At 65.2% G+C, this 25,225-nt stretch carries 22 protein-coding genes; 11 read left to right on the top strand and 11 right to left on the bottom strand.

Annotation, left to right across the window (positions count from 1 at the left end):
• The first annotated feature begins 9 nt into the window (after positions 1-9).
• The 8 genes from QZM35_RS04530 (at position 10) to QZM35_RS04495 (ending at position 9,021) form a co-directional block, all read left to right on the top strand.
• Entirely contained in the window at positions 10-690 is a 681-nt protein-coding gene (locus QZM35_RS04530) for a CDP-alcohol phosphatidyltransferase family protein (protein WP_039357120.1), read from the top strand.
• Complete coding sequence (locus QZM35_RS04525) at positions 687-1,496, top strand: 2OG-Fe(II) oxygenase (protein WP_089432531.1); 810 nt, start codon at positions 687-689, stop codon at positions 1,494-1,496. Before QZM35_RS04530 ends, QZM35_RS04525 begins: the two co-directional genes overlap by 4 nt.
• Positions 1,493-2,494 carry an HpnL family protein gene (locus QZM35_RS04520; RefSeq protein WP_089427737.1) on the top strand — a complete coding sequence of 334 codons (1,002 nt, stop codon included), beginning with the start codon at positions 1,493-1,495 and terminating at the stop codon, positions 2,492-2,494. The genes QZM35_RS04525 and QZM35_RS04520 overlap by 4 nt, the downstream gene beginning before the upstream one ends.
• 36 nt (positions 2,495-2,530) lie before the next feature.
• The gene (locus tag QZM35_RS04515; RefSeq protein ID WP_089432529.1) at positions 2,531-3,298 is read left to right on the top strand and encodes an NTP transferase domain-containing protein; all 768 of its coding nucleotides are present in this window, start codon (positions 2,531-2,533) and stop codon (positions 3,296-3,298) included.
• Complete coding sequence (aepX, locus tag QZM35_RS04510; protein WP_089432528.1) at positions 3,295-4,980, top strand: phosphoenolpyruvate mutase; 1,686 nt, start codon at positions 3,295-3,297, stop codon at positions 4,978-4,980. Before QZM35_RS04515 ends, aepX begins: the two co-directional genes overlap by 4 nt.
• Positions 4,977-6,158 carry a phosphonopyruvate decarboxylase gene (gene aepY / locus QZM35_RS04505; RefSeq protein WP_301775472.1) on the top strand — a complete coding sequence of 394 codons (1,182 nt, stop codon included), beginning with the start codon at positions 4,977-4,979 and terminating at the stop codon, positions 6,156-6,158. The genes aepX and aepY overlap by 4 nt, the downstream gene beginning before the upstream one ends.
• Positions 6,158-7,222, top strand: a complete 1,065-nt coding sequence (locus QZM35_RS04500; RefSeq protein WP_301775471.1) for a 2-aminoethylphosphonate aminotransferase — start codon at positions 6,158-6,160, stop codon at positions 7,220-7,222. Before aepY ends, QZM35_RS04500 begins: the two co-directional genes overlap by 1 nt.
• 707 nt (positions 7,223-7,929) lie before the next feature.
• Complete coding sequence (locus tag QZM35_RS04495; RefSeq protein ID WP_241026051.1) at positions 7,930-9,021, top strand: branched-chain amino acid ABC transporter substrate-binding protein; 1,092 nt, start codon at positions 7,930-7,932, stop codon at positions 9,019-9,021.
• A gap of 97 nt (positions 9,022-9,118) precedes the next feature.
• Here QZM35_RS04495 and QZM35_RS04490 read toward each other — a convergent pair whose 3' ends face one another.
• On the bottom strand, positions 9,119-10,048 hold the full coding sequence (locus tag QZM35_RS04490) for an asparaginase domain-containing protein (RefSeq protein WP_089432526.1): 930 nt from the start codon (positions 10,046-10,048) through the stop codon (positions 9,119-9,121).
• Between the two features lie 11 nt (positions 10,049-10,059).
• On the bottom strand, positions 10,060-11,205 hold the full coding sequence (locus QZM35_RS04485) for a pyridoxal-phosphate dependent enzyme (protein WP_089427744.1): 1,146 nt from the start codon (positions 11,203-11,205) through the stop codon (positions 10,060-10,062).
• Positions 11,206-11,255: 50 nt separating this feature from the next.
• On the opposite strand from QZM35_RS04485, the gene QZM35_RS04480 reads away from it, so the two are divergent.
• Positions 11,256-11,405, top strand: coding sequence for a hypothetical protein (locus tag QZM35_RS04480; RefSeq protein ID WP_179255099.1), 150 nt, complete (start codon positions 11,256-11,258; stop codon positions 11,403-11,405).
• On the opposite strand, the gene QZM35_RS04475 is transcribed toward QZM35_RS04480, so the two are convergent.
• Complete coding sequence (locus tag QZM35_RS04475) at positions 11,398-12,027, bottom strand: transcriptional regulator (protein ID WP_301775470.1); 630 nt, start codon at positions 12,025-12,027, stop codon at positions 11,398-11,400. The genes QZM35_RS04480 and QZM35_RS04475 overlap by 8 nt on opposite strands.
• A 138-nt stretch (positions 12,028-12,165) precedes the next feature.
• Positions 12,166-12,531, bottom strand: a complete 366-nt coding sequence (locus QZM35_RS04470; RefSeq protein ID WP_089427747.1) for a VOC family protein — start codon at positions 12,529-12,531, stop codon at positions 12,166-12,168.
• 139 nt (positions 12,532-12,670) lie between these two features.
• Between QZM35_RS04470 and QZM35_RS04465 the strand changes: the two genes are divergently transcribed.
• On the top strand, positions 12,671-13,495 hold the full coding sequence (locus tag QZM35_RS04465; RefSeq protein ID WP_089427748.1) for a multidrug ABC transporter ATPase: 825 nt from the start codon (positions 12,671-12,673) through the stop codon (positions 13,493-13,495).
• Between the two features lie 37 nt (positions 13,496-13,532).
• On the opposite strand, the gene QZM35_RS04460 is transcribed toward QZM35_RS04465, so the two are convergent.
• Positions 13,533-14,684: an acyltransferase gene (locus QZM35_RS04460; RefSeq protein WP_301775469.1), complete on the bottom strand. Its 1,152-nt coding sequence runs from the start codon at positions 14,682-14,684 to the stop codon at positions 13,533-13,535.
• A 320-nt stretch (positions 14,685-15,004) separates the two neighbouring features.
• On the opposite strand from QZM35_RS04460, the gene pip reads away from it, so the two are divergent.
• Entirely contained in the window at positions 15,005-15,937 is a 933-nt protein-coding gene (pip, locus tag QZM35_RS04455) for a prolyl aminopeptidase (RefSeq protein ID WP_301775468.1), read from the top strand.
• 10 nt (positions 15,938-15,947) lie between these two features.
• Here the strand turns inward: pip and QZM35_RS04450 are convergent, their stop codons facing one another.
• From QZM35_RS04450 to QZM35_RS04425, 6 genes are all read right to left on the bottom strand, one after another.
• Complete coding sequence (locus tag QZM35_RS04450) at positions 15,948-16,850, bottom strand: hypothetical protein (RefSeq protein ID WP_301775467.1); 903 nt, start codon at positions 16,848-16,850, stop codon at positions 15,948-15,950.
• Positions 16,851-16,932: 82 nt separating this feature from the next.
• Positions 16,933-17,205 (bottom strand): hypothetical protein, encoded by a 273-nt coding sequence (locus tag QZM35_RS04445; RefSeq protein ID WP_174971741.1) that lies wholly within the window; start codon positions 17,203-17,205, stop codon positions 16,933-16,935.
• Positions 17,206-17,429: 224 nt separating this feature from the next.
• Positions 17,430-18,911: a virulence factor gene (locus QZM35_RS04440; RefSeq protein ID WP_256976889.1), complete on the bottom strand. Its 1,482-nt coding sequence runs from the start codon at positions 18,909-18,911 to the stop codon at positions 17,430-17,432.
• On the bottom strand, positions 18,908-21,079 hold the full coding sequence (locus QZM35_RS04435) for a DUF3274 domain-containing protein (RefSeq protein WP_301775814.1): 2,172 nt from the start codon (positions 21,077-21,079) through the stop codon (positions 18,908-18,910). Before QZM35_RS04435 ends, QZM35_RS04440 begins: the two co-directional genes overlap by 4 nt.
• Before the next feature lie 455 nt (positions 21,080-21,534).
• The gene (locus tag QZM35_RS04430) at positions 21,535-22,581 is read right to left on the bottom strand and encodes a transglutaminase family protein (RefSeq protein ID WP_301775466.1); all 1,047 of its coding nucleotides are present in this window, start codon (positions 22,579-22,581) and stop codon (positions 21,535-21,537) included.
• The gene (locus tag QZM35_RS04425; RefSeq protein WP_254600161.1) at positions 22,575-25,181 is read right to left on the bottom strand and encodes a circularly permuted type 2 ATP-grasp protein; all 2,607 of its coding nucleotides are present in this window, start codon (positions 25,179-25,181) and stop codon (positions 22,575-22,577) included. The genes QZM35_RS04430 and QZM35_RS04425 overlap by 7 nt, the downstream gene beginning before the upstream one ends.
• Positions 25,182-25,225 lie beyond the last annotated feature (44 nt).

The raw sequence follows: 25,225 nt of genomic DNA, 5'->3' as shown, positions 1-25,225 counted from the left end.
ATTTCGCCGATGGACCAAAGAAAAACCGCCACACGTTCCGAACCGCCCCTGCCGCGCACCTGGGATGCGCGGCTGGCGCGCTCGCTTGTCCGACCGCTCGTCGACACGCCCGTCACCCCGAATCACCTCACTACCGTTCGCCTGCTGATCGGCCTCGCCGGCGCCTGGTGCCTCGCGCACGGCGGCTTCGGCTGGAGCAATGCAGGCGCGTTCCTGATCGTGCTGTCGAACTTCGTCGACCACACCGATGGCGAGCTCGCACGCATCAGCGGGAAATCCAGCAAGATCGGTCATTTTTACGACCTCGCGGCAGACGCGCTCGTCACGGTCGCGCTGTTCGTCAGCATGGGCGTCGGCATCGTCGCCCAGGGCGGCCAGATGGCTGCGTCGCCGGTGCTGCTCGGCGCGGTGGCCGGCGCGGCCGTCGCGCTGATCTTCTTCCTGCGCATGCGGATCGAATCGTTCGCCGGCAAGGCCGGCACCAAGCAGGCATTCGCCGGCGGCTTCGAGACCGAAGACGTGCTGTACCTGCTGCCGCTCGTGACGCTGTTCGACGGCGTCGAGCCGTTCCTGCTCGCGGCGTCGATCGGCGCCCCGCTGTTCGCGGCGTGGGTCGTGTTCGACTGGTGGCGCATCGTTCGGCGCGGCAACGTTTCGCAGAACCCTACTGAAATCCAGGCTTCCAAATGACTCCTAGCACGCGCGACGACTCCGTGCTGAGCCCGGCACGCCCCGCGCCCGTGCGCGCGGCCGCGGCCGACCCCGATCGCACCGTGGCCGACCGTGTCGGCCAGCTCGACCTCGACCGCCTGCGCGGCGACTACACGCGCCAGGGCTCGTTCCTTTATCTCGACACCTTCCTGCCGGCCGACGCGCACGCGAAACTGGCCGACGCCGCCCGCGCGCTGCAGGCCGGCCTGAACCGCAATTACCTGCCCGGCCACAAGCAGGGCGGCAGCGTCAGCCGTCATACGATCGACGAGCAGGCGCCGTACATCGCCGAGCTGTATCGCTCGAAGGCACTGATCTCGTTCCTCGAGAAAGTCACGGGCGACAAGCTGATGCTGTCGCCGGACGACGATCCGCACGCGTACGCGCTGTATTACTACACGAAGCCCGGCGACCACATCGGCTGGCACTACGACACGTCGTACTACGACGGCCGCCGCTACACGCTGCTGATCGGCGTGATCGACGAATCGTCGTGCCGGCTCGACTACGAGCTGCACACACGCAATCCGGACGTAGCCGACGAACCGGGTTCCGTGCAGATCGCCGACGGCGGCATCGTGCTGTTCGACGGCGACAAGCTGCGCCACCGCATCACGCCGCTCGGCCAGAACGAGATGCGCGTGTCGCTCACGTTCGAATACGTGACGAACCCCGGCATGCGGCCGTGGAAGCGCTTCATCTCGAACATGAAGGACGCGATCGCGTATTTCGGTTTCCGCCAGGTGTTCAAGCAACTGGCGACGCGACGCACGAGCGGGTCATGACACGCGCGGGCCTCATCCTGCTGTCCCTCGGGACCGCACTCTTCATCGCACTGCTGGCCTGGCAGGGCGTCGGCGCCGTGGCGTCCACGTTCCTCGCGGCCGGCTGGGGGCTCGCGCTCGTCGCGGCGTTCCACGTCGTGCCGCTCGCGATCGACGCGGTCGCGATCTCCGTGATGTTCCGCCCCGGCCAGCCGGGCGCCGAGCTCGGCAACGCGCTGCGCGCGCGCTGGGTCGGCGAATCGGTGAACAGCCTGCTGCCCGCCGGGCAGATCGGCGGCCCCGTGCTGATGGTGCGCCACCTCGCGCAGCGCGGCACGCGGATGGCCGACGCGGCGGCAGCCGTCACGGTCAGCACGACGATGCAGGCGCTCGCGCAGATGGCGTTCGCGCTGATCGGCATCGCCGCGTTCAGCCTGTATGCGACGCACGAATCGGTCGCGCACCTGCGCACGCCCGCGCTGATCGCCACCGGCGTGCTCGGCGCCCTCGCCGTCGCGTTCTATGCGGCGCAGCGGCGCGGGCTGTTCGGCCGCGGCCTGCGCCTCGCGTCGAAGCTGCTCGGCCCGCGCGACTGGTCGTCGCTGGCCACCCGCGCCGACGCGATCGACGATGCGGTCGGCGCGCTGTACCGCGATCGTGCGAAGGTCGCGAAGACGTTCGCATTGAGTCTGGTCGGCTGGATCGTCGGCACCGCCGAAGTGTGGCTTGCGCTGCACTTCCTCGGGCACCCGGTGAGCTGGCTCGACGCGCTGCTGCTCGAGAGCGTCGGCCAGGCCATTCGTGGCGCGGCCTTCGCGATCCCGGGCTCGCTCGGCGCGCAGGAAGGCGGCTACCTGCTGCTCGCGCCGCTGGTCGGACTGCCGCCCGACGCGGCGCTCGCGCTGTCGCTTGCGAAACGCGCGCGCGAACTCGCGCTCGGCCTGCCCGGCCTGCTCTATCTGCATTTCAGTGAAAGAAACTGGCAGCGGCGCCGTGCGCCGCAGCCGCTCGCCGACTGATCGTTCAGATCCGCCGGCTTTTTGGTTGGAGAACCCATGCGAGCCATCATTCTTGCGGCAGGCCTCGGCTTGCGCCTGCAACAACCGCCCGAGGCGCAGTTCCCGAAGTGCCTGCTGCGCTTCGACGACGTGTCGCTGCTCGAGCGCCATCTGCGCGTACTCGATGCCGCGGGCGTCGACGAGATCGTGCTCGGGCTGGGCTTCCAGCACGAGAAGGTCGAGCAGGAATTGAAGCGTCTCGGCCGCCAGGCCGAGATCGTGATCAACGACCGCTACGACCTCGGCAGCGTGCTGACCGTGCATACCGTCGCCGAGGCGATGACGCGCGGCGGCGACGTGCTGCTGATGGACGCCGACGTGCTGTATGACGAGAACATCCTGCACGCGCTGGTGGCCGATTCCGACAAGGCGGTCGACCGCCTGCTGATCGATCGCGACTTCGAGGCCGGCGACGAGCCCGTCAAGCTGTGCCTGAAGAACGGCGTGCCGGTCGAGCTGCGCAAGCAGCTCGCAGTCGACCTCGACTACGACACGATCGGCGAATCGGTCGGCTTCTTCCGCTTCACCGAAGGCACCGCGCGCCGCCTCGCGACGATCGTCGCGGGCTACGTCGACAGCGGCCGCGCGAACATGCCGCACGAAGAAGCCGTGCGCGACCTGCTGCTCGAAGGCGGTCACTCGTTCGACGTCGCCGACGTCACCGGCTCGCCGTGGATCGAGATCGACTTCCCGAACGACGTCGCTCGCGCCACGCAAGAAATCCTCCCCCTGATTCAACGCACCACCGCAGGAGTCGCACGATGAACGCACGCGAACCCAACTTCACCGAATCGCGCAGCGCACGCCTGCGCCGCATGCTCGTCAGCAGCGACCTCGAATTCCTGATGGAAGCGCACAACGGCCTGTCCGCGCGGATCGTCCGCGAAGCCGGCTTCAAGGGCATCTGGGCATCGGGCCTCGCGATCTCCGCGCAATTCGGCGTGCGTGACAACAACGAGGCAAGCTGGACCCAGGTCGTCGACGTGCTCGAATTCATGGCCGACGCGAGCGACCTGCCGATCCTGCTCGACGGCGACACCGGCTACGGCAACTTCAACAACGTGCGCCGCCTCGTGAAGAAGCTCGAGCAGCGCGGCATCGCAGGCGTCTGTATCGAGGACAAGCAGTTCCCGAAGACCAACAGCTTCATCGGCGGCGAGCGCCAGCCGCTCGCGGAAATCGACGAGTTCTGCGGCAAGATCAAGGCCGGCAAGGATTCGCAGACCGATCCCGACTTCTCGATCGTCGCGCGCGTCGAAGCGCTGATCGCGGGCTGGGGCATGGACGAGGCGCTGCGCCGCGCGAACGCGTACGCGGAAGCCGGCGCCGACGCGATCCTGATCCACAGCAAGCTGTCGCGCCCGGACGAGATCCTGCAGTTCGCGCGCGAATGGAGCGGCAAGGCGCCGCTCGTGATCGTGCCGACCAAGTACTACAGCACGCCGACCGACGTGTTCCGCCAGGCCGGCATCAGCACCGTGATCTGGGCGAACCACCTGATCCGCGCGTCGGCCTCCGCGATGCAGGCGACCGCACGCGAGATCCACGAGAGCGAAACGCTGATCAACGTCGAAGACCGCGTAGCATCGGTCAACGAGATCTTCCGCCTGCAGGACGCCGACGAATACTCGGCGGCCGAGCGTATCTACCTGTCGTCGTCGTCGCGCGCGTCGAACGCGGCGATCGTGCTGGCTGCCAGCCGCGGCAAGGGCCTCGAAGCCGTGACCGAAGACAAGCCGAAGGTCATGCTGCCGGTCGCCGGCAAGCCGCTGCTGCGCTGGCTCGTCGACGGCTTCAAGACGCACGGCGTGAACGACATCACCGTGGTCGGCGGCTATCGCGCCGATGCGATCGACACGTCGGGCATCAAGCTCGTCGTCAACGAACGCCATGCACAGACGGGCGAACTCGCGTCGCTCGCCTGCGCGGCCGACCGCCTGACCGGCGACACCGTGATCTCGTACGGCGACCTGCTGTTCCGCAGCTACATCGTGCGCGACCTCGCGGAGAGCGAGGCCGAGTTCAGCGTGGTGGTCGATTCGTCGCTCACCGAAACCAACCAGAGCGTGCGCGACTTCGCACTCTGCTCGGCTGAAGACGATCGCGGCCTGTTCGGCCAGAAGACGTACCTGCAACGCGTATCGAGCGACGTCGCCGCAGGCACGCCGCACGGCCGCTGGATCGGCCTGCTGAACGTGCGCGGCGCCGGTGTCGACCGCCTGAAGGCCATGCTCGCGACGCTGCAGGCGCGTCCTGATTTCGACACGCTCGACATCCCGTCGCTGCTCAACGAACTGATCGCCGCCGGCGAGAAGATCGAGGTGCAATACGTGCACGGCCACTGGCGCGGCGTCAACGATCTCGAGGACTTCCGCCGCGCGGGCGACTTCGCGCACGGCCAGACGCCGCTGTCCGAACCGGGTGCCGGCAACGGGGGCGCGCAATGATCGAAGCGGCCCAGTTCGTCGAGGCCGCGCGCGAGCGCGGTTTCGACTGGTACGCGGGCGTGCCCTGCTCGTACCTGACGCCGTTCATCAATTACGTGCTGCAGGACCCGACGCTGAATTACGTGTCGGCCGCGAACGAAGGCGACGCGGTCGCGCTGATCGCGGGCGCGACGCTCGGCGGCAAGCGCGGGATCGCGATGATGCAGAACTCGGGGCTCGGCAACGCGGTGAGCCCGCTCACGTCGCTCACGTGGACGTTCCGCCTGCCGCAGCTGCTGATCGTCACGTGGCGCGGCCAGCCGGGCGTGGCCGACGAGCCGCAGCACGCGCTGATGGGTCCGATCACGCCCGCGATGCTCGACACGATGGAGATCCCGTGGGAGACGTTCCCGACCGACCCCGAACAGGTCGGCCCGGCACTCGACCGCGCGATCGCGCACATGGACGCGACGGGCCGCCCGTACGCGCTCGTGATGCAGAAAGGCAGCGTCGCGCCGTATGAGCTGAAATCGAACCCGGCCGCGAAGCCGCGTGCGCATGTCGCCGCGCAAGCGTCGTCGCGCGCTGCGTCGGCCGAAGCCTGGCCGACCCGCCAGGACGCGCTGCAGCGCGTGATCGCGCACACGCCGGTCGATTCGACCGTCGTGCTCGCGTCGACCGGCTTCTGCGGCCGCGAACTCTACGCAATCGACGATCGCCCGAACCAGCTGTACATGGTCGGTTCGATGGGTTGCGTGACGCCGCTCGCGCTCGGCCTCGCGCTCGCACGCCCCGACCTGCGCGTGGTCGCGGTCGACGGCGACGGTGCCGCGCTGATGCGCATGGGCGTGTTCGCGACGCTCGGCACCTACGGCCCGGCCAACCTCACGCACGTGCTGCTCGACAACGGCGCGCACGAATCGACGGGTGGCCAGGCCACCGTGTCGCAACATGTTTCGTTCGCGGGCGTGGCTGCCGCGTGCGGGTATGCGTCGGCGGTCGAAGGCGATACGCTGGATGTGCTCGATACGGCGCTTGCTTCGTCGGCCGATGGTGCGCAGTTCGTGCGACTGGCAATCCGCACCGGCGTGCCCGACGGCCTGCCCCGCCCGACCGTCACGCCGGTCGAGGTCAAGACCCGTCTGATGCGGCACATCGGCGCCGCACAGACCGAAGCCCACGTTGAAGGAGCCCATTGATGCTGCTGCTGAACCCCGGCCCGGTCACGCTCACCGAACGCGTGCGCCGCAGCCTGCTGCAACCCGACCTGTGCCATCGCGAAAGCGAATTCTTCGATCTGCAGGATGAGGCGCGTGCGCGGCTCGTTGCTGCGTATGAGCTTGATCCGGCTGAGTGGACGGCCGTGCTGATGACCGGTTCGGGTACGGCCGCTGTCGAAAGCATGATCGCGGCGCTCGTGCCGAAGGACGGCAAGCTGCTCGTGATCGAGAACGGTGTTTATGGCGAGCGGATCACGCAGATCGCGACGCAGTATGGGATCGCGCATGATGTGCTCAAGCATGAGTGGATGCAGGCGCCGGATCTTGCGCAGATTGGTGCGAAGCTCGATGCGGGTGGTTACTCGCACGTCGCCGTGATCCATCACGAAACCACGACGGGCCGCTTGAACGACCTCGGCGCGATCGCGAAAGTCTGCCGCTCGCGCGGCGTGAAGATGCTCGTTGATGGTGTGAGCAGCTTTGGGGCGGAAGCGATCGATTTTGCCGGTGGTGATATCGATGCTGTGGCTGCGACCGCGAACAAATGCCTGCATGGTGTGCCGGGCGCAGCGTTCGTGATCGTGCGTCGCAGTGCGCTCGCGAAGGCCGCAAGCCGTACGTACTACCTCGACCTCGGCCGTCTCGCGAAGCTGCAGGACCAGCGCAATACGCCCTTCACGCCTTCCGTGCATGCGTATTACGCGCTCGTCGAGGCGCTGCGCGAGTTTGACGAAGCCGGCGGCTGGCGTGCGCGGCATGCGCATTACAAGGCGCTCGCCGAACAGGCGCAAGCCGGGCTTGCGGCGCGCGGGATGCCGCTGGTGTTGCCGGAAGGTGAATCGTCGGTCGTGCTGCGTGCGTATCGGTTGCCGCAGGGTGTGACGTACGAAACGCTGCACGACGGGTTGAAGGCGCGCGGCTTCGTGATCTATGCGGGACAAGGCGGGTTGTCGAAGGAACTGTTCCGCATCTCGACGATGGGCGCGATTCAGGCGGCTGATGTTGAGCGGTTGCTGGAGGGGTTTACGGCGTTGACGCGGTAAGCGCCTGACTCCTTCGTCTACGAAAGGCCCGGGCAATGCTCCCGGGCCTTTTTTATTGTTCGCGATGCTCCGGCAAAGGCTGAACTCATTGACAACGTTCGGCTGGCAGCGGTGGCTGGCCGGTTGTCGACCCACATCGGCCGCGTGTATTTAACGGAATGGTGGCTGCTTTGGAGGTCTTCGAGACTTCGCGTCATCCCGATCGCATTCAGCCCTGAGGTGCCTCCAGCAGCACGTACCTGCGGGCGCGGCAATGCCAAATATCACCGGTCGATCCAGCGATCAATGTTGCGTTCAAGTCAACTGCGTGGACCGAGACGCGGTGCTTCTTCCAGTCTGGACCTACCTCCCGTCCATCAGTCAGTCGTTCAGCCTCTGGTCGATGCCGGACAATACCAAGCGTTTACCCCTACAATACATTTTATTTAATTCTAGATAATCTTTCTAGAAACGGGAGCCCAAGGAGCAGACGGGCCGCTCACCAGCGGCCACGCTCCCGACCATAACGCTACGGAATGCTAATCAGTCTTTCCTCGGGTGATGGGCTGCTCTGACGAATACTCACATTCGGAAACGTCGCCAACGTCGCGACTTCGACAGGAGACGCCGCTTGCATTTTCAACAGCAACCCAGTTCAACAAGAGGCTAAGCATATGAAATCTCAACTCAAACCCGGCAACGCCGCGCTGACACTCGCCTGCGTTGCCATGGTCTACGGTCAAGCGGCTCTCGCGGACGTGATCGTGAAGATCGGCAGCGCCGAACCGCTGACCGGCAACATTGCTCACATGGGCCAGGATGCGGCCGATGGCGCCAAGCTCGCCGTCCAGCAGATCAACAAGGCCGGCAATCTGGTCATCGGCGGTCAAAAGGTCATCCTGGAGGTCGAGTCGCTGGATGACCAGGCCGATCCCAGGATCGGTACGAACGTCGCGCAGAAGCTGGTCGACGATGGCGTCGTGGCCGTGATCGGCCACCTGAACTCCGGCGTGTCCATCCCCGCGTCCAAAATCTACCGCGACAACGGCGTCACGCAGATCACGCCGGGCTCCACCAACCCGCAGTACACACTGCAAGGCTACAAGACCGCCTTCCGCGTGATCGGCACCGATGCCCAGCAGGGCCCCGCCCTCGCGAAATACGCCAAAAACCAGAAAGTCAAGACGGTCGCCATCGTCGACGACGCCACGGCCTACGGCCAGGGTCTTGCGGACCAGTTCGAGAAGACCGCCAAGGCCGAAGGCATCCAGGTGCTATCGCGCGATGCGACCAACGACAAGGCCACTGACTTCAAGGCCATCCTGACCAAGATCAAGTCCGAACGCCCCGACGCGATCATGTATGGCGGCGAGGACGCCACCGGCGGCCCCTTCGCCAAACAGGCCATGCAACTGGCCCTACGCGCCAGGATCCTGGCGGGCGACGGTGTCTGCACGACCGATTTGGCCAGGTTGGCCGGCGACGCCGCCGACAATCTGGTCTGTTCCGTCGCGGGCGGCGATCTGTCCGCGATGGCGGGCAGCGCTGCGTTCAGCAAGGAACTGAAGGCCGTGTACGGCCACGATCCAGTGGTCTACTCGCCGGTTGCGTACAGCGCCGTCTACGTGATCGTCGATGCGATGAAACGCGCCAACTCGATCACGCGCGCCGGCATCCTGTCCGCCATGCCCGCGACCAATCTGAACACGCTGATTGGCAATATCCGGTTCGACGAGCACGGCGACCTGAAGGACAGCACCATCTCCCTTTACAAGTACGTGAAAGGCAAGCGAACCCTGCTGGAAGTCGAGAAGATGTGAACGAGGCGGGGCCGACGCGGGCGCCTTCAAGCCCCCCGCGCCGGCCCCGCACCGGGCGCATCTTCGCCGAGATCGTTGAGTGGCCGCCGTCCGCGGATCAGCGCCCAGCCTTTCCGCTGCGAGTTGCACGACCAAGCTCCGCGATGAGCCGGATTCGTGCCTTTGATGCGTCCAGGCCGTCATAACCTGCCGTGGTCAGGCCGAGGTTGTGGGCGCGCTCATAGGCATATTTGGGTACGGCTGAATTGACCCGGAAACCCTGGGCACAGCGTGTCGATAGCACGACGGGGATATGCCGCGCGGCTTCGCTCAGGAATCTCTCCGACTGCGCCGAGAAACCCCCTGCCCCCTTGCCTGCCACGACGATACCGTCGAGTTCGGAGATAGCCGGCAAGCCGACGAGTGGCCCGAAGGTCTCCATGACGATCGCAACGCGGGCGCCGAGGTCGGATACATCGAGATCCGCGTAACTCTCGTCAACGGTTCCCGAACCTGTGAGCGTCACAATGTCGGCCTCGATGGAGCCGCGGATCGCTGTTTCCGGTCCGAAGGGCTGAATGGCCTGCGGCCATACCTTGACGATCGAGACCGGATCGAAAATCCGTCCCGCGAAGGCCACGAGAGCGCTCGCGCCCTTCTGCATGGCCTGTGCCAGACGTCCGGAATCCGCCAGATTGCGCGGACCGTCGGCATTGGCATTGCCGCCGGGGATCGCCGCACCGGTCAAAACGACGGGCCGATCGCGATCAAAAAGCAGAGCGGCCGCATAGGCGACGTCTTCCATTGCGTCGGTGCCGCAGCACATGACGAAAGCTTCGCTCTCGCGATCCTGCCGCATGACGTCACGAGCGCGGCAAAGTGAGGCAAAAGTCAGATCGCAGCTATCGACAGGATCGATATCACGTCCGATCCAGTCTGCTTGACCGCTCGATACGATCAGATCACGCGCCAGTAGACGCTTGATCGTCCCATCACTCTGATAGCTTTCCGTGATGGTGCCGCCGCAATTCAGGAGTCCGATTTTCATGGAGGGAGCCTTTACGCAAGCGTATCGGGAATTTCCGCGTACATATCCGCGATGGCCTCGGCATTCTTGATACCCGTGCCCGTCAGCAGGACAACCGTTTCCTCTCGCGCCTCAATCGCCCCCAGTTGCGTGAGCCGATCAAATCCTGCAACCGCGGTCGCCGAAGTCAGCTCCGGCAGAAGGCCCAGTCGCGCAATCCGCCTGAGCGCGTCGACGATTGCTTCTTCCTCCACGGCCACAGTCGTACCGCCCGTCTCCCTGACAGCGTTGATCACTTGCGCCAGCCGTAGAGGATGGGCGATGGCCGTCCCCTCGGAGACCGTCTTTCGGACCTCGCGGGGAATGGGCGTCGTGACGCCCGCCTGAAAGCTGGCATCGATAGGAGAACAGTTCAATGGCTGGCATACGAAGAGCCTGGGCATTTTGTGAATCTGGCCCGCGCGCATCAGTTCCGAGAACGCCAAATAACAGCCGAGTACATTGCTGCCCGCGCCTGCAGGCATGACGATGTTGTCCGGCGCCTGGAAGTTGAGGTCCTCCCAGATCTCGTAGCCGACCGACTTGGTCCCTTCGAGGAAAAATGGCTGCCAATTGTGGCTGGCGTAGAAGATGCTCGCGGACTGCAGGACGGCCTCGTCCTCACACGCCTGTCGCGGGCCGTCGACCAGCTGTACCTCCGCCCCATAGGCTCGCATCTGGGCAATCTTCGCGGGCGACGCGTATGCGGGCGCCAGAATCTTCACGCGCACGGCGCCTGCAGCGCCATACGCCGCCACCGACGCTCCGCCGTTTCCCGAACTGTCCTCCAGAACGGACGCGATGCCTTGCTGCCGCAACATCGAGAGCATCACCGTCGTGCCGCGATCCTTGAAGCTGCTTGTGGGGCTGAACCACTCCAGCTTGAAATGCGGCCGGTGGTCGCCCCACGTCTTCTGGATCAACGGGGTGCACCCTTCCCCCATGGAGATGGGGGAGACGATCTCGACTGGAAGCGACGCGCGATAGCGCCATTGGGAGCGAACGTGTCGATCGATGTCGTCCCGGGAAATGCCAGCCTGCGGCGAGATCAGGAGCGGCCTGCGGTCGTCCGAACACCACCGAGGCGTGTCGAGAGGATAAGTAGTGCCGCTGAGCGGCTCGACATAGTGCGGTTTCAAGTTTTCCGCCTCCGCTTTGGCACCTACCGGATCGCTGCAAGAGCAAGACGATGACGGCTGGGACGTTGGGGGTGAAACACACGGCCCGCGCGCTGCCCATGCAGTTCGAAGGCCACGCGCACCGCCGCGATCACGGCGTCCGGCACGAGCAATTGAGCGACGACATGCTGGTCGACGAGAAGTCGCGTGGCGTCATTTGACATCGCTGTACACCGTTGCGCGCGAGACGCCCAGGTAGACGGCAATGGTGTCCATCGCCCGACGGACCTCGAGCAGGCCGGCCGCCTTGAGCTCCTTCAGGAGCGAGCGGCGGTCCTCCGGCTTGAGCGAGCGCGGTGTCGACGCCATGCGTGCGGCGAACTCGTCGATACGGGCGCGAATGAGATCCGCGCCAGCGGGGTCCAGCGATTCCCTGGCAGGCGCGGTGCCCTCGACCGCCATGAAGCTGCTCAGCATGTTCTGAAATCCCCGGAACAACGTGAGGTCGATATTCAGGCACAACGCGGCGATGTAGTCGCCTTTGGAGTCCTTGATACCGATGGAAGTGCTCTTCACCTGACGGCCGTCCGAGAACTGATTCGGATAGTTGGCGATGATCTGCTCGTAGGCGGCGTCCATGATCCGCGCAAGCCCCAATTCAGTGGCATGCTGTCCGACTTCTCGACCTGACAGGTTGTTGTGGATCGCGAGCACCGCGTGCTCCGGGTCGAGGAGATCATGGACCACGACCTCGGTAAACGGGGCGAAGGTCCTGGCCAGCCCTTCGGCGACCTGTTTGAGCTGCCCCAGCAGTAGCTGCTGTTCGGGCGTCTTCTTCGGCATGTCGGGTCCAGTGATTTTCCTTGGCATGCCGGGCAGTTTGGCCACGTCAAGACGATTTGTCAAATTCAAAACAATTCGTCTAGATTAACATCCTGAACATGGCCGGAAGCAACGGCCGGTTCCTGGTTCTTGTCTTGATTACTGGCCCGATTCGTCTGCTGACCATACGGCCAGTTCATAGCCATCGGGATCAAGGAACTGGAAGCGCCGACCGCCAGGGAACGAGAAAATCTGACGGGTGATGGTGGCTCCCGCCGCCTCGATCCTTCGACGGGTTTCAACCAGATCGTCAGCGTAGAGAATGACTAACGGGCCGCCGGGCCGAACGGGCTCACCGGTCGTCAACCCGCCTGTGATCCGGCCGTCGCGAAACTCGGTATAGGTGGGACCATAATCCGTGAAGGTCCAGCCGAACACGCTGCCATAGAAGGCCTTGCTTCGTGCAATGCTGTTAACATTGAATTCGATGTTGTCGATCTGCCGGTCTTTCCCTCGAATGCTCATCCGTGCCACTTTCCTTGGTGTTTGTCGAGAATCGATTATAGGCACCGTGGCCACGCCCATGACGACGCGGGGTCGTTCTGAAGACGTTCGTTTCCGGCCGTTGAGCGATTTCCACGGCAATCCATAAAAAACCTCCCACATGACCCCGAGAATCGCTCGTTTTGTTCCGCTGCTGGCGCTCGCCGCGGCACCGTTCGCTCACGCTGGCGATAAGCAGTCCTGCAACGACGAAACCGTCACAGCCATCGCCCGCTGGGCCGGCATCGCAAGCGCACGCATCGCAACGCGCGACACGAACCGGCTCGTCGTCGCATCGGCATGCAAGGCCATGCCGAACGCGCCGGAAACGACGATCGCGGCCGTTGCGTTCGATTCGCTGCCCAAAAGCAAGAACCCCGACGAAAGCAGCAAGCTGCAGGTCGTCGCGCTCGTCGAAGGGAGCAAGGTCGTAGCGGCAGACCGTTCGGTGATCCAGGAGGACGCGGCGATACAGATCGGCGAGAACAGTTACCGCATCGATACGGCGCCGTACCGACTGTCGCCCGATGTACGGGCATTCGGCGTCGTGTTCAGCAGTACCGCGCACGGACCGAGCTGTCCGGATGCCTACATGGAGAACGAACTGACACTGTGGATTCGCGAAGGCGCCCGTATCCGCCCCGTGTTTGGTACCAATCTCAATGGCTGGGTCGCCACCACCGGCACCGCGTGCGGCCCCGATACCAGCGACCTGCGCAGTGAGTCCGCCCGCATGACGATTGCGGTCGAGAAGACGTCGCACAACGGCTTTGCGGACCTGTCGATTACGGCACACGTCATGAACGCGGAAAGCAACGACGACAAACAACCGGACGCGGGAAAACGCACCGTGCGCACGGTCGTCAAATACGACGGCAAATCATACGGGAGCGATATGTACCGGGACTTCTGGTATTCGCCTGCCTCGAAGAAGCGATTCAAATGACGGTGACGCGAAGCCACGGTGAGTCCGCCCCACCCGCCTACTCCGCCACTTTCGCCCCGATCGCCTCACCCGAAGCCGGCATCCGCAGCGCATCGTCACGCACACGTCGCGCCTCGCGCGCCGAATAACGATCCTTCAATCGCAGGAACGGCTTCTCGACGAGGAAATAGCTGGCCGTCGCCGCCAGCAGCGCCCACACGATCCCAAGCGGAAACGCATGCGGAACCTGCAGATCCGGATTCGCAAACGGCTGCTGCCACAGATAAAGACTGAACGAGATCGTGCCGACGAACACGACCGGCCGCGCGCGCAACCACCGCGCACACCAGAATTCGCTGCGGAAATTCAACACGACGATCACGATCGCGATCAACGCGGCCTCGACCGTCACGCCATAGGTCGCATTCCAGAAACCGCCGAGTCGATGTTCGGCGAGCGGCATGCCGATCAGCACGATGACGATGATCGCGGTCACGATGCGCGTCTCGTTGCGCCACGTACGAATCCATGCCTCAAGCCGCTCGCGATTGAGCGACACATAACAGCCGATCAGGATCGGATCGACGCCCGTGTGCAGCATCATCCCGAGCTGCCCGCGCAGCGCAGGCGCAACGAAATACGTCACGGCGCGCACCAGCGGCACGACCAGAATCAACGCAGCCAACCAGCGCGTGCCGCCGCGGCGCATCCCATACACGAACAGCAGCGGCCAGAACCAGTAGAACTGTTCCTCGAGCGCGAGCGACCAGAAATGGCCGAGATACCACGCGCCGTCCGGATGCAGCGCATTGTCGCCGGTCAGCCCGAACCACGCCGAGTAATTCCACAGGTGCAGTGCCGCATACAGCCACTGCCGGCGGTCGACGTCGAACCAGCCGGTGAAGGCCACGATCGCCACCGCCGCGAGATAGACATAGCAGGCCGGCCAGATCCGCAGCGCGCGGCGCACGTAGAACGACGTCAGCGCGATGCCGCCCGTGCGCGCGAACTCGGCGCGCAATACGTTGGTGATCAGGAAGCCGCTGAGGACGAAGAAGATCAGCACGCCGAGCCGGCCGTCGGCGATCAGCCGCAACGGCGCGTACCAGCCCGTGTAGCCGCCGGGCAGCACGTGCTCGGCGTGCCCGACCACCACCATCGCGACCGCGACGGCGCGCAACCCGGTCAACTGCGTGACGCGATGGTTCATCGGCTGGTTTCCGTTGGCACGGTGGATGGGCAGCACGCCGGCGCCCCCGCTTCGGCACGCCGATATGCCGCCGGGATTTTGTATGAAAAATATCGGAATGAAATTGCTTCAAAAATCCCCGGGCCGACACCCGCGGCCGCGCACGCCGCAACGAGCCGACACCCGGGGCAGCGAATGGGCATAATGACAAGCCTTGTCCGGCGGCGGCCGGGTCGATGCCGACACAACGATTTTTGCGGCGGCGCAATATCCGCAGCCCCCGCCCGTACACCGGCCCGCGCGTCGTCCGCCTCCTGCCGACCCTTACCCGGAGCCTGCCTGTGTACCCACCGATCGAACCCTACGCCCACGGCCACCTCGACACCGGCGACGGCCACCGCATCTACTGGGAGCGCTGCGGCAACCCGGCCGGCAAGGCCGCCGTATTCCTGCACGGCGGCCCCGGCGCCGGCTGCAGCCCCGACCACCGCCGCCTGTTCGATCCGGAGCGCTACGACATCCTGCTGTTCGACCAGCGCGGCTGCGGGCGCTCGACACCGCACGCCAGCCTCGAGAACAACACGACCTGGCATCTGGTCGCCGATATCGAACGCCTGCGCGAGATGGTGGGCGCGGAAAAGTGGCTCGTGTTCGGCGGCTCGTGGGGCAGCGCGCTGTCGATTGCCTACGCGGAAACGCATCCCGAGCGCGTGAGCGCGCTGGTCGTGCGCGGCATCTTCACGATGCGTCGCGCGGAATTGCTGTGGTACTACCAGGAAGGCGCATCGTGGCTGTTCCCTGATCTGTGGGAAGACTTCGTTGCGCCGATCCCGGAAGCCGAGCGCGGCGACCTGATGGCCGCCTACCATCGCCGGCTGACCGGCAACGACGAAGCCGCGAAGCTCGAAGCCGCGCGCGCGTGGAGCATCTGGGAAGGCCGCACGATCACGCTGCTGCCCGACCCCGCCCTCGCCGCACACTTCGCGGACGGTCACTACGCACTCGCGTTCGCGCGGATCGAGAACCACTACTTCGTGAACCAGGGCTTCGTCGAGGAAGGCCAGTTGCTGCGCGACGCGCATCGCCTCGCCGGCATTCCGGGCGTGATCGTGCAGGGCCGCTATGACATCGCGACGCCTGCACGCACCGCGTGGGAGCTGTCCAAGGCGTGGCCTGATGCAACGTTCGAGATCGTGCCCGGCGCCGGGCATGCTTACAACGAGCCGGGGATTCTGGAAGCGCTGGTCGCGGCGACGGACCGGTTCGCGGGCTAGCCGCGCGATATCAGGAAGTCGTTTCCCGGCGCGCCGAATCCGCAGGCGCGTCGGGATTCGCCCCCTGCTCCCAATCGCCGGGCCTGGGCGGCTTCGTCACGCGAATCAGCACCAGCGCAACGCAGAACGTCACGACCACGTAGACCATGATCGGCTGCCACGGAATGACAACGGCCGTGCGTTGATACTCCTGCGGCATATGGCGAACCAGCGGCGTCGCGATCGACACATAGCCCGTCAGCATGCCCAGCATCGCGATCGCAGCCGTCATCAGCGACATGCCGCAACTCCACATGCGCCGCCCGCGCGGCGCGATGGCCGTGCCCAGGACCAGCGCGACTGCCGCCGCCTGCAGCAGATTCTTCGGCCGGATGTTCGGAATGAGGTAAGCGAAAGCGCCCGCATGCGCCGCCGCGTACGATATCGCCCAGTAATACAGGGCCGACGCCACGGCCAGCAGGCCGAAAGACACGAAATGCCGCACCGTCGAACCCGACGCGGCCTGCGGCAGGTGCAGGTAGTCGCTGCTGAGCCTGTTGTACATCATCGCAAAGCCGATGATGCCGAACGGCAACCCGACGAGCACCGGGACCCACGTCGACAGCAGGAGCCACACGACACACGATACGCACCAGGTCGCTAGCGCCAGCGTGCGTCCCCAGCGGCGGCGCAACGCAAGCGCAACGTGACTGATCAGCCCCGCAACCGCCGACACGAACAGTGCGCACTGCAGCGCCCGGAACTGCCACGACCACGCCGAAAACGCATTCAGCGATCGCTCGTGCTGGACGAACAGCACGAACGGGACGAACTGCAGCAGCGATGTCAAGTTTTGCAGGATGCCGTGATACGCGATCACGCGAATCGTCGTATAGCGGCGGGAAGCAGGAATGGCAGCGCCTGTCGTGAGCATGGGCAGCGTCGAAAAGCCGGTCGGACCGGAAGCATACTCCTTTGATCCGTTCAGCCGCGCCGCTCGTGTGCCACATGTGCCGTCAAAGCGCCGCTTCGACGATCGCCTTGCCGCGGATCGCCCGCTCGACGAGCTGTTCGTCGCCGACCTTGCGGATCGCGTCCTCGAGCAATCCTTCCGGCGCTTCGGTCGCCACCTTCAGCAAGCCCGACAGCCCGCGCGCGTCGAGCACCACCAGCGTTTCCATCGAATCCGCGCGGCTCACGAGCACACGGCGCCACGCCGGCCCCGCGCCGAAGCTCGCGCAGAGCGCAATCGTGTCGCTGCCGAGCGTGTAGTCGAAGTTCTTGATCATGATGCGCCGCCGTTGCAAGGGAATGGCGCTGCGCGACGGTGCGGCGCCGTGACGTCGACGCACCCGCGCGTGCCGCCGGTGCCCCGGATCGAGTCCGATCCGTTCGCCGGCATGATCATGCTAGGCGCGCAGTATTAACGAAGACTTAAAGCGCCGACGCGATCTCCGCAACGACCGATGAACCTGATGGGCGTCAAGCCCGCCGACCATCGCACTGACATACCTCACCACGAATAGCCCTGCATGCCGTAATCGGTATCGTGCCGGCGGCCCCACCACGGCAGGTAGGCATTGTTTCCGCCGCGCGCGCGGAACCAGTCCTTGTCGGGATCGATCGGCGTGAGCTTCGACGGTGGCCGGACAACGACCGCGACCGGGTGATCCGGATCGGTCGTGCCGGCGACGAGTGCGTTGCCGCCGAAGTGATTGATCCGGCCGATGGCGAGCGCGACGTCGGTCAATGCGCTGCCGGTTCCCATGTCACCGAGTAGGGCCGCCGTGTTGAAGGTCTGTTTGCGGTGGTCGTATTCGGGAAGGGTTTCGGTCAAGGTCTGTCCGAGCACGGCTAGACGTGACGATGATGCGTCGCTGCCCTTACCTGCGTCGTGAACGATGTAATGGAGATCCGGGACTGCGACGCCGGCGTTGCGTGCCGCTTGGTCGATGGTCGCCTTCCACGCCTGCACGGTGCGCGTCGTGCCGACCTTCGGCGGAAAATCATGCGTGTTGCCGGTTGCGGCCTTGCCGATCCAGGCGAGCGGTTCTCGCTCGGTGTTGAAGGCTGGGCCGGCGAGGAACAGCACGACAAGGTTCTCGTTGATCTGTGCATCCGTGGGCGGGAAGTTGGGTGCGTCCCAGTTCACTACCCAGACGGTCTCGTCGGGGTTCGCCTGCAGGTAGTCCAACGCGCTGTTCAGCGAGGTGAAGCCGGCGTTCGGCCCGCCTTGCGTGATCTGGACATCGGGAAGCGTGTTTCGGCTCCACATGGTTGGAAAATACGGATTGCCGATCGAAAACGTCTTTCGAATGGAGTCCCGCAAATAGCTTTGCGATTCGGACGCGTCAAGTCTTTCCGGAATCGCAAGCTCGACGCGGATGCCGGCCAGTTCGCGCCAGCCTTTCTTGTCATCAGGCTTGACCGTGTAGAAGTATTTCGCGTTGCTTGCATAGCGTGAGCGAAGCAGCAGCGGGAACTTGGTCATGTACTTGCGATAGAAGCCTCTAAATGTTTCTGCACCTTCGTTGCCATATACCAGCGCGCCAATCGATTGAAGCGTTGTGAAGGACTTCGGATCGGTCCGTACCATGTCGTCGTTCTTGTTCGGAGACACGAGTCCCTGCGTCCACAACAATTGCCATTCGGTCGGATAGTCCATGCGTTGCAATGGATTCAACCAGATCAAACCTGCAACTTGTGCCACGAACGGCTTCGCTACTTCTTCCGCGGACAGCACCGCATGAGTTACGGGTTCCGTAGCGGGTGCCGCGTGCGCTGACCGTGCCGTGGCCGTGGTGAACAGGAGCACCATGAGCGCAGCCAAGCTGGGCACGAATACAAATCGTTTCATCCAATCTCCTATTTCCAGTTGGGTCGGGTCCGGTTGCTCTACGTGAGCCATCAGCGAAGCCATGAGTACGGCTGCGATCATCCATGCAGCGACCGAAACAGCGGCACGTCGCGGCCATGTAGCGATCAGTGCTTTCATCTTGCTCTCCCGACGTTCAGATAGAACTGACCTTCCCGTTCATCCGTGATCGTGTCCGGCATCGTGCCTTCACTGCTCTCTGCATGTATCCAGTCGTGCATCGAAAGCTCGTCAAGCTCTCCGCGTACAAAGTACTCTGCGTATTTCTTGTTCGGGTTGCCGTCGGGAATACCGTCTCCCATCCGCCAATCGGCTTCAATCCGTAGTGCTTTCATTTGCTCGGGCGTCAGGTAGCACCGCCCGATCGCCACATCGTACGCAAGCGCCTTTTTCGCATGCTCCGGATTGGTCATCGTCGTGGAGTGATTCGTCGGGCTGTTGGTCGAGCCACGATCGAGCCAATCGACAATCTGTTTATCGCGCCATTCCTTGTAGCCCTCCGGCATTTCGCTCTTGCCGTCCTCGCCGATCACGTGGCCGTCGCCATCGAGCCATTCCGTATTCAGCGTTCGCCGCGCCTCCATCCGCATCAACGCGCGGTCCTCGTAACGCTGTCCGGCTTCGCTCTCTGCCGTGCCTTGCGCGACGCTGTCATTTTTCTTCGCCTCGTACTGATCGTAGGGATCGTCCGCGCGCTTGTCTGCCTCGCTCTTGCTTGCGTCGCGCCATGCGGCCGGCGGATCGTTGCCTTCGTTGAAGTCGCTGGTCGCATTGCCGTCCTTCGTTTCGATGGGCTTGCCGAACCGCAACGCCTTCGGCGGGAACGGTTCGTCGAGTGCCGGCGCGTCCGCCACCACGGTCCAGCCCTGCGGCGGATTGGCGTTCACGCGGAACATATTCAATGCCGAGCTGATCTGGGTCACGAAAAACATGATCGGCGCGGATGCAAGCGTGGCCGCCACCCCGAACACGGACTCGTTTCCCTTGAGCGCACCGATGAGATTGAACTTGGCAGGTGGCGAAGGCGGATACCAGAATCCCGACGTCGTTCCCTTTTTGCCATGCCGCCAGTCGTCTTCCCAATACTGATAGCGCTCCTGCACGCCAACCTGAAAGCCGGAGGCAAAGACGCGCTGCGTCAGCACGCCGGAGACGTTGATATCGTTCAGCTCGTTCTTGTCGATGCCACGCCAGCCGATGCCTTGAACCGTGATCGCCGAAATCACCTGATCGTGCGGACAGCAATACGCGGTGACGCGACCATACGTCGATCCGTTCAGGCCGTGGCGTACCCGATCCTCTTGTGCCGCATAAGACCGCTTGCTGGTCGGCGATACCCGTTCGTTCGCCATGTCTTCATCGATCTTGTCTGCGGGAAGTTCATAGGCCTTCCGCGTGCCGATGATCGACAGAAACTTGCCGAACGTTTTCGTGCGCGCGGCGTAGGTCTGCCGCCCGCGACGACCGCTGCCGTCCCTGGTCGCGCGTTGCGACCAGGTATCCATGAACGTATCGGATGGATTCGGGCCGTCTGCGCGCGCAAGACTGTACGGCGCATTCGCCAGCACGTAGGCGTCGGCCACGCAATGCCCGCTACGTCCCCACGGATCTTCGACATCGGGTAGTGCGTCGCCGAAGAAAGCCGCGGTAAGACCCACGATGTTGCCCTGGCTATGGCACACGACGGTAATCGGCACGTCGGCCTGCATGCGGCGGATCGACTCGATCAACCTCGCAAGGCGCAACGCCGCGAGCACGCCATACGCGCGGGGCGGCGCGCGATACAGCGGTCGATTGGTCGGGTTGATGCCCTGCACGGTTATCCACCCGGCCGCGCGGTCGTCGAGGCCGCCGTGCCAGAGATCGGGCAGGCTCGCGCAACCGTTCGTGAACGGGCCGCCGCCCCAGTAGTCCTTCTCGTTCAGGAAGATCTTGTCGCCGTATTCTTTGAGTTCCTCGGCTGTCGCCCGATAGCCCCACCGGAAATGAATGACCGGTGAAAACGACGGATCGGGCTTGACGTAGTTGTCCGCAAGCAGCTTCGGATTCAAAAACCCGTCCGGCGTCACGCTTTCCGTGTACTTCGCCGGCACCAATTGCCCGGCGTCGATGCCGTGATACATCAATTGATCGTCCAGCCGGCCGAGCCGGCGATTCAGGCCATCGCACAGCCCCTGCTCGGCGGCTTCGAACCATTCGCCTTCGGAATTCACACCATGGACGAAGATGACGATACCGGGCAACGGCATTTGCTTGATGCAGATCAGCCGAGTGTCTTTCGTCCACATCGACACCCCGTCGCCTCGGCCGACGACGATCGGTGGAGGCTTGCGTGGCGTTCCGGTGCTGTCCGACTCGGTGGCATCGATCAACCGTGCGACGGGTTCGTCTGTCGCCGATCGATGTTCGGGATAAAGCTGGGTCACCCTGGCTCCTGCGCGCGGTTTGGTGTTGTTCTGCCGTTCCGCCGCCAGTCATTCAAGCTGACGCGACGTGAACGCAGATGCGGATCATCGGAAATCCGCGCACCAGCGCACAAGTGCAGTTTTCTCTTTTCCTACAGAATTGAACTCGTCCGATTCAATCGAACGGAATGACACGTGACTTTCCGGTCATGTCTCACGGTCGAGTACGAAGTGTCTTCCGAGCCGCGCGCATGGACCGTCCGGTTCGCAGCCGTCACGAACGTACGCGCCTGCAGACACGCGATCAACAACCGACCGCTCCGATCGGCGAACCCGCGTCAAACGACATCGAGCGGCTCCACCGTCACCCCGACCTTCAGCTCCTGATCCGCGCCGCCGCCGCGAATCACGCCGCGCAACGGCGTCACGTCCGCATAGTCGCGGCCGATCGACAGCATCACGTAGTCGTCGCCCGGCGCGCGATCGTTGGTCGGATCGAGCTGCAGCCAGCCGTTATCCTCGGGCCATGCCGGGTCATACACCTCGACCCATGCATGCGATGCGTCGGCGCCAATCAGCCTCGGCTGCCCGGGCGGCGGCTGCGTGAGCAGGTAGCCGCTCACGTAACGCGCGGCCAGCCCGAGCGAGCGCAGCGCGCCGATCATCACGTGCGCGAAATCCTGGCACACACCCTTGCGCAAGCGCAGCGCATCGAGCGCCGACGTCGTGATGTCGGTGCTGTTCGGCGTATACGCAAAATCGGCATGCACGCGCCGCATCAGTTCCCACGCGGCCTGCACGAGCGGCCGTTGCGGCGTGAAGCTCGCGGCCGCATACGCGGCGAGTTCGGGATCGCACATGACATGCGGCGACGTGAACACGAATTCGCTCGCCGCGTCGTAAGGCTGCCCTGCGCGGAACCGCAAGCGGTCGCGCACGGCTTCCCACGCCATCGCCTGTTTCGCGTCGGGTTTCGCGATGGCGGGCGGCGGCTCGCCGCGCGCCCCGCGCGACCACACCGGCGGCGTCACGCGTACCGTGCTGCAACTGCGCACGAGCAGCGCATCGTGCGGCTGGTTCAACGCAAACGACGCGCGCGCGTTGCCGAATGCATCGATCTCGGTCCCGACCGATTCCGGCGCGGGGTCGATGTCGAGCGCGAACGACAGCACCTGCTGGCGCGGCGTGACGAGCGGCTGCAGGCGTGCCTGGTGCTGCGCCGATTCGACGCGCGCCGCGTAACGGTATTCGGTGTCGTGCGTGACGCGCAGCAACCGGCCGGGCGCACCGTCGGCCTTTGCGGCCGACGCCGATGGCGGTGCCGATGCGTTCCGCGCATTGCCGGAACCGTGCGGCGCTTTCGCCGCGCCTTTCGTCGTCACCATAACGTCCTGCCCGCCTCGCGCACGTGGCTGAAATAGCGTTCGCCGATCCGGTTCGACAATTCCCATACCGCCTTCACCGTCGTGTCGAGCGCTTCGAGCAGCTTGTCGTGCCGGCCGCCGTCGGCGGTCTCGCACAGCTCGTGCAGCGACCACGCGGGGACGTCGGGAATCGTCTCGGCCAGCTCGGATAGCGCATAGCCTTCGCTGCGCTCCACCTTCGTCAGCCGGCCGCGCAGCGCCTGCACGACCCAGCCGAGCGAGCGCGGATTGTCGGTATCGAGCACGACGAGCGACAGCAGCGGCGCGACATCGAAGCCGCGCTGGAACCGCGAACGGAACGTGATCGTGCTGTCGAACAGTTCCAGCACGAGCTCGAAGCCGTCCTGCCGGTGCACCGCGCCTTCGTCGAAGGCCGCCTTCAGCACGCTGCACAGGAAGTCCAGCCGGTCGATCTGCCGGCCGATCGACAGCAAGCGCCAGCCGTCGTCGCGCGTCATGTTGTCGGTCTGCGCGCCCGTGATCGCGCCAAGCAGCAGGCCGAGGCGCTCCAGCAACTGCAGGGCCTCGTTGCCGATCTGCTCCTCGGCTTCCGGCAGGCCCGCGCTGTCCGCGAACAGTTGAGTCGCGTCGTCGATCAGCCGCCACTGATCGCTCGACAGTCGCTCGCGGATCGCGGCGGCCGCGCCACGCATGCCGAACAGGCAGGACGCAATGCCCGACGTGCGATCCGCGCCGCGCGTCAGCGACGTCGCGAGCGCGTGCTGGAACGCGCGCGGCGCATCGACGGCGTTCGGCGCGTCGGCCGCGATCAGGCCCGTGTCGCGGCACAGCGTGTCGAGCAGTTCCAGGTGCGCGGGGCTGTCGACGTCGTCCTCGCCGCGCAGCCGTTCGAGCGCGGCACGCGCGAGGCGCATCAGGTTGGTTGCGCGTTCGGTATAACGGCCGAGCCAGAACAGGTTTTCAGCCGCACGACTCGCGATCGCGCGCGGGCGTTCGACGAGATCGTCGGGGCCGAGGTGCGTCTGCAGCAGCGTCGTCGAATCGACGATGCCTTCGGTCATCACCCACGTATCGACGGTGCTGCCGCCGCGCGGCATCGGCGCGTTGAACAGCGTGTCGCGCGTGCCGACCCGCGACAGCCCGCCGGGCAGGAGCCGCCAGCGCTGCGCACCGTCGGCAAGTGCGAACACGCGCAGCAGCACCGGCTTCGGCACGATGCGCGCGCCGCCGTTGCTGTCGGGTGCGTCGTGGCGCGGCCAGGTCGGCGCCTGCGACAGCGGCAGGTCGGCCTGCACCGTGTAGTGCTCGGGCCGCGCGAGAATCCGCGCGCGCCACTCGGCCAGCTGCGCCTGCGTGAGCCGCGCGCCGATCACCGGCTCGAATGCGCCGCCTTCCTGCACGTCCGGTGGATAGGATGCCTTGACGATGCCGCGCGCGAGCTGCGGCAGCGCGTCGTCGCACGCGGCCGCTTCACCGCACCACCACGAATGCACGGCCGGCAGCGTCAGCGTTTCGCCGAGCAGCCCTTCCGCCAGGCGCGGCATGAAGCCGAGCATCGCCGGTGATTCGAGAAAGCCCGAGCCCGGCGCGTTCGCGAGCAGCACGTTGCCCGCGCGCACGGCCTGCAGCAACCCCGGCACGCCGAGCATCGAATCGGTCCGCAGTTCGAGCGGATCGAGCCATGCATCGTCGACGCGCCGCAGGATGCCGTGCACCGGCTCGAGCCCGCTCAGCGTCTTCAGGAACACGCGGTTGTCGCGCGCGGTCAGGTCGCCGCCTTCGACGAGCGTGAGGCCGAGGTAGCGCGCGAGATACGCATGCTCGAAATAGGTCGCGCTGTGCGGCCCCGGTGTGAGCAGCACGATCCGCGAATTCTTGCGAGCCGGGCTGAGCGCCTGCATGCTCTGCAACAGCGCGCGGTACGCGGACGCGAGCCGCTGCACGCGCAGCCCGCGAAACCCGCGCGGAAAGAGCCGCGACACGATCAGGCGGTTTTCGAGGAGGTAGCCGAGGCCGGCCGCGCCCTGCGTGTGCTGCGCGACGATCCGCCACTGCCCGTCCGGGCCGCGCGCAAGGTCGAACGCGACGACGTGCAGCCAGGTATCGCCCGGCACGCGCGCGCCGCGCATCGCGCGCAGGTAGCCGGGATGCCCGGTGACGAGCGCGGGCGGCAGCAGCCCGCGTTCGAGGATCGTCTGCGGCCCGTACAGGTCGGCCAGTGTCGCGTTGAGCAGCCGCACGCGCTGCAGCACGCCGCGCTCGATCGCGACCCAGTCCTCGGGCGTGACGATCAGCGGCAGCAGGTCGAGCGACCACGGGCCGGCCGCGCCGTCGCCGGCGCGCTGCTCGTGCAGTTGATAGAACAGGCCGTTCTCGCGCATGCGCCGGTGCAGCGCGTCGGCGCGGCGATCGAGGTCGGCCACGCCGTCGCTGCCGATCGACGTGAAGAAGCTGCGCCACGCGGGCGCGAGCGCAGGCGCGTTCAGGCCGGCCGCGCTGCCGCGCAGTTCGTCGTAGCGGCCGGCGGCAGCCGGCGCCGCAAGCGCGGCGGCCAGTTCCGCGGCATCCGGCTGCGCGCCGGTATCGAAAAGCGTGGGCATCGCGTCGAGGGCGGCGAGATGATCGGTGTCAATGGGCGGCACGA

This window comes from Burkholderia sp. AU45274 (genome assembly GCF_030482505.1).
Classification (GTDB): Bacteria; Pseudomonadota; Gammaproteobacteria; order Burkholderiales; family Burkholderiaceae; genus Burkholderia.
This window is presented reverse-complemented; position numbering and strand designations above follow the sequence as displayed.